Source organism: Streptomyces recifensis (genome assembly GCF_002154615.1).
Lineage (GTDB): Bacteria > Actinomycetota > Actinomycetes > Streptomycetales > Streptomycetaceae > Streptomyces > Streptomyces griseoluteus.
Genome location: NZ_MUNH01000535.1, coordinates 1 through 4,989, shown reverse-complemented (window position 1 = coordinate 4,989; position 4,989 = coordinate 1). Strand labels below are relative to the sequence as shown.

At 70.2% G+C, this 4,989-nt stretch carries 4 protein-coding genes; all 4 read right to left on the bottom strand.

Annotation, left to right across the window (positions count from 1 at the left end; translation table 11 throughout):
• Positions 1 to 1,668, bottom strand: a 1,668-nt coding sequence (locus tag CCN33_RS25130) for a type I polyketide synthase (protein WP_279628203.1), incomplete at its 3' end; no start/stop codon positions are given.
• A 122-nt stretch (positions 1,669 to 1,790) separates the two neighbouring features.
• The gene (locus CCN33_RS25125; protein WP_208621882.1) at positions 1,791 to 3,107 is read right to left on the bottom strand and encodes a beta-ketoacyl synthase N-terminal-like domain-containing protein; all 1,317 of its coding nucleotides are present in this window, start codon (positions 3,105 to 3,107) and stop codon (positions 1,791 to 1,793) included.
• Positions 3,108 to 3,178: 71 nt separating this feature from the next.
• The gene (locus CCN33_RS33250) at positions 3,179 to 3,538 is read right to left on the bottom strand and encodes a DUF5988 family protein (protein ID WP_244173939.1); all 360 of its coding nucleotides are present in this window, start codon (positions 3,536 to 3,538) and stop codon (positions 3,179 to 3,181) included.
• Between the two features lie 195 nt (positions 3,539 to 3,733).
• On the bottom strand, positions 3,734 to 4,135 hold the full coding sequence (locus tag CCN33_RS25115) for a hypothetical protein (RefSeq protein WP_086695752.1): 402 nt from the start codon (positions 4,133 to 4,135) through the stop codon (positions 3,734 to 3,736).
• Between the last annotated feature and the right edge of the window lie 854 nt (positions 4,136 to 4,989).

Genomic DNA, 4,989 nt, shown 5'->3' with positions numbered 1-4,989 from the left:
CAGGAGTTCGCGGCCCATGCCGGCCCACTGGGAGCCCTGGCCGGAGAAGACCCACACCGGAAGGCGGGGCGCGGTCACGTCGGCGGCGCTGGACACCAGGGCGGGGGCGGGCAGGCCGTCGACGAACAACCGCAGCGCCTCGGCGGTCTCGGCGTGCGAACGGGCGACGACCGCGAGCCGGCCACGACCGGGACTGCGACGCAGGGCGAGGGTGTGGGCGACGTCCCGGAGCGGGACGGTCGCCCCCTCCGCGTCCAGCCATGCGGCCAGCTTCCCGGCGGCCTCCGGCAGCGCCCGGTGTGATCCCGCCCCGAGCAGGATCACCTCCGGGGGTGCCTGTCGGGGTCGGCGCGGTGCGGGCAGGCCGGTACGACGAGCGGGCGGAGGCTCCTGGAGGATCACGTGCGCGTTGGTGCCGGAGAAGCCGAACGAGGACACCGCCGCCAGCCTGACCGGTTCCCGGCCGGGCCACGGGGCGCTCTCGCGCGGTACGAACAGGCGGCTGCCGTCGGCGGCGATGGCCGGGTTCCACTCAGTGAAGTGCAGGTTGGCGGGGATGGTTCCGTGCCCCAGGCACAGCACGGTCTTGATGAGGCCGGTGATGCCGGCGGCCGGTTCCAGATGGCCCAGGTTGGTCTTGACCGAGCCGAGTGCGCACGGGGAGAGCCCATGGCCGTACACGGCGGCGAGACTCGCGAACTCCACGGGGTCGCCCAGTGGCGTGCCCGTTCCGTGCGCCTCGATCAGGGAGACGCGGGCCGGGTCGACGCCGGCCCGCGTCAGGGCGGCGCGGTACAGGGCCTGCTGGGCTTCGGCGGAGGGGGCGGCGAGACCGTCGGAACGGCCGTCCTGGTTCACCGCGGATCCCCGGACGACGGCGAGGATGCGGTCACCGTCGCGGCGGGCGTCGGGCAGCCGTTTGAGGACGACGGCGCCGCAGCCCTCGCCGCGCACGAATCCGTCGGCCGCGGCGTCGAAGGTGTGGCAGCGTCCGGTCGGGGACAGCATGCCCATCCGCTCGAAGGACCGGGTGATGCGGGGGGCGAGCATGAGGGTGACACCGGCGGCCAGGGCCAGATCACACTCCTGTCGGTGCAGCGCCTCGCAGGCCAGGTGGAAGGCGACCAAGGAGGAGGAGCAGGCCGTGTCCAGGGCGATGCTCGGGCCGTGCAGACCGAGGAGGTAGGAGATCCGGCCTGCGGCGACACAGTGGCCGTTCGTCAGGATGGAGCCTTCGAGTTCCCTGGGTTTTCCGGCCAGTTGGTCCATGTAGTCGTGGTAACTCAGTCCGGTGAACACGCCGGTCGGTGAACCGGCGAGCCGGTCGGGAGGCAGCCCGGCGTGTTCCAGGGCCTCCCAGACGACCTCCAGCAGCAGCCGGTGCTGCGGGTCCAGTACGTCGGCCTCGCGGCCCGCCACGCCGAAGAAGTCAGCGTCGAATCCCGAGACGTCCGCGAGGTATCCGCCCCGGAGAGCGGAGGGCCCGCCGACGGCCGGCTCGCCCCCCGTCTCCCGGCCGGGTGGTGGAGGGCCGACCGCATCGCGTTCCTCCACCAGCAGACGCCAGAACGCGGACGGGGAATCGACGTCTCCGGGGAGCCGGCATCCCATGCCGATGACGGCGATGGGAGCGGTCACCGGCCGGGGGGCGTGCTTGTCGTTGGCCACAGAAGTCTCCTTGTCACTGCACAGGCGGCGGGGGAACGCGAGGGCTGCCGGGGATGCGACGGCGGACTCGTGTGTGAGGGGGAAACCGCAGGGACGAGCCGCTGAGCGGCGGACGCTGCGGATCAGACGTCCGCACTGCCCAGCAGGATCGCGCTCTTCACTCCGCCCAGTTGGTAGTTGAAGGTGAAGGCGTAGTCGAAGTCGAGGGGGCGGCACACCGTGCCGGGGACCGGGTCGAACGTCAGATGACCGGCCGGCTGTTCGCAGTTGGCGGTCGGGCAGACCTGGCTGTTCCGCATCATCAGCAGGGTGAGGGCCACCCCGAGACAGCCCGCCGGAGCACCGTTGTGCCCGAAGCAACCCTCCTGCGAGGTCATGAGGAGGTCGGATGCCGCGGAGCCGTACAGTTCCCTGACCGCGTTCGACTCGAAGGCCGTGACGACCACGTTGCCGTCGCTGCCGCCGTGGATGTACGGCACCTGACCGATGTCCCAGGTGTCACCGAGGCAGCGGCGGGCCGCCGCCACGAGAGCCCGACCGCTCTCGTCGCTGGCCAGCGGATTCGAGAGCCCGTCCCGTGTGGTGACCTGCGACAGGACCTGGCCGTAGGTGCGGGCGTCCCGGGCGAAGGCATGCTCCCGGCTCTCGATCACAAGCGTCACGGACCCTTCGCCGTGATTGATGCAGTCGGCGCGTTCGTCGTACGGACGCATCAGCGCGTCGAACGACGGCAGCAGGCTGGGCATGTCCTCGGAGCGCATGGCGTCGTACGCCGTCTGAGCTCCGCTCAGCAGGCGCTGGATGTTGCGGATCATCGTGACGCTGAAAACGTCGGCCCCGGTCACCACGGCGATGTCGGTCTCACCGGCGGCGATCATGCCGAGCGCGTTGCCGACCTGCACCGCGGACGAGGCACAGCCGCACGAGACCGTGAAGTTCGCTCCTCTCGACCGGGTGAGCGCGCCCTGCACCAGGGCGACATCCGACGGGGTGACGGCCTGCTCCGCCGCGACGAACATCTCCAGCGCCTCGGCGACGGGATAGGTCGCCGGGTCGGCGCGCAGCACGGCGAGGTAGCTGTCGATGTTGGCATCCACTCCGCCCCGACCCACCAGGATCGCGGCATCCTCCAAGTCGCTGCGCACATCGAGGCCGGCGTCGTGGCACGCCTGCGTGAGGGAGACCAGCCCGAACCGGTGGGCGTCCGTGTAGTGGCGGGAGAAGAACTCCGGGATACCTGGCACACGCTCCTCGAACACGGCTGCCGGCAGGGTGACGCCACCGAAGTAGACGCCCTTCTTGACCAGGCACGACGTCCCGGTGGAGGCGACGCTCCAGAGGTCGTCGGCGGTGAAGACCGGGTCCTGCGGACCGGGGAGGCAGAGTCCGATCCCGGTGACGACGGCGTCGCGCGCACGGGCGCCTGCGCGCCGCCTCACGAACTGCTCCCACGGGTCAGCGAGTCGATCATGGAAGTTCCCTTCGACGGGTGGGGCGGACGACCGCCCGGCTATTCGGCCACGTAGGTGCGGCAGGACCAGTGATAGACGGGAAACTCCACTCCCTCGTGGGTGGAGTAAAGGCCTGAGAACTCGAAGTGCTCGTATGCGTTGCCGCACAGGATCTTCACCTTGGGTTCGAGTTCCAGGGATCTCACATGCCAGACGTCGGGAATTTGGATCCAGTCCGGGCCGCCTCGCAGAAGCACGGAAACGGAATTCGGTGCCTCGGGCTCCGTTTTTCGGCCGTCGCCGTGGTCCCCGTTTTCCTGCTCCCTCGTGAGCGGAGTGGGGAAAACCGGGGGGAGGGTCCATCGCGATGCCGCGGAAAAGGCCCGGCAAAGAGAATTGATGAAAGCGGAGATCCACATGGCGACCTGCCAGGGAAGGGGCCGGGTATGTGCGCGGGGCAGGGCACTCACAGCGGTCGACGGCGAGTGCCCTGCGCGCTCACCGCGCGCCGGACCCGGGGAGGGGGTGGCTCCGGCGGGCGGCGGGTCCCGGCTGACGCCGGGACGACGGGTCCGGGAGGGCGTCGGGCTCAACGCCCTCCCGCACTGGGCGGGTCAGGTCGCGCTGGCCAGCGCCTGGGTGATCGCGGAGGCCGTGGCCTGCTCGGCACCCAGCGCGGAGCTGGTGACTCCGAGGATGTTGTAGACGAGCGCGGTGGCATTGGTCGCCGTGGCGGTGAGGACGTTGGCCCCCACCACGTTCGGCTGGCCCTGGCAGTCACCGATGGCCGCTGCGAGATACGTGGCAGCGGCCACGTTCTGGATGCGGGCGCCGGCCGGGTTGTTGGCCTGGTCGGCCGCGATGGCGGCGTTGTTGGCCGTCTGCGCGGACTGCAGGTCGGACACGCAGGCGGAGACGGCCGCGGGGGCGGCCGTCGCCAGAGGGGCGAGGCCGACGATGGCACCGGCCGCGAGGGCGGTGGTGGCAGCGGCGGCGGCAAGACGGGAACGGAACATGTGGCACTCCCTTGAACAGATGGCTGGTTCACTCAATGGCCACGACACCGGTGGGAGCGGTTGCGTCCAACTGCCGGGAATGACTGCCCGAGAAGGGAACTCGACCTGTCGCCGCGTACTTCGGGTGATGGGAGTGACGACCGGAACGGGTAGCAGTCACGTTCCCGGGAAGGATGGGCAACCCGCCGGTTCGTGCTCCAGTAATGCGCCACCGGCGGGAGACATAACAAGGGGAATATCTGGTTCGTCACCCGATTGGAGTACAGACGACCACCCGGCCCCGCTCGAATATGAAGCACCGACCAGCCTCACCGATGAGCCCCTGGGGACTCTCTCTGGTGACACAGGGCCCGCACCCGGCAAGCGGGGGCCGACCGGTCATCACACGCCTCACGCGTATAGCAATGATTTCATCACAACGCACTAGGCCATCTGGGTGTAACTCGCATGGTAAGTGTTGCCGCCATATGCCGCATCAGTGGATAACTGTGACATCCAACGGCGGGCCCCATCCTCTCCGGTGGTGTGGTAGTCCGCGCACAAGGCGCCGGTCTTGTGCCAGCTCCGTGTGTGACGGGCTACCACGATGGGCCCACCGCGAGAGGTGTTGGATGCGTCAGCCGGCGCCGGCCAGCGCCGGCTGACGCGCCACCTCCCCTCCGGTGCGTCAGCCGGACGAGCCGCAGGACACGACAGCCTCAGGTGTTCTCACCGCCGTGCGGCCGGCCCGCGGCCGTCGCGGTCCCGCGGCCCCACCAGGAACGCCGGCCCGCCTCGGTGCCCGCCCCCGCGGCCGCGCTCCAGGAGTGTCCAAGTTCGGCCTGCCCGCGCCTCGGTGGCGGGGAGGCCACCGG

Excerpts from the sequence above, each read along its gene's own strand:
- CCN33_RS33250 (WP_244173939.1), bottom strand. The coding sequence starts at position 3,538 with ATGTGGATCTCCGCTTTCATCAATTCTCTTTGCCGGGCCTTTTCCGCG.
- CCN33_RS25115 (WP_086695752.1), bottom strand. The coding sequence starts at position 4,135 with ATGTTCCGTTCCCGTCTTGCCGCCGCCGCTGCCACCACCGCCCTCGCG.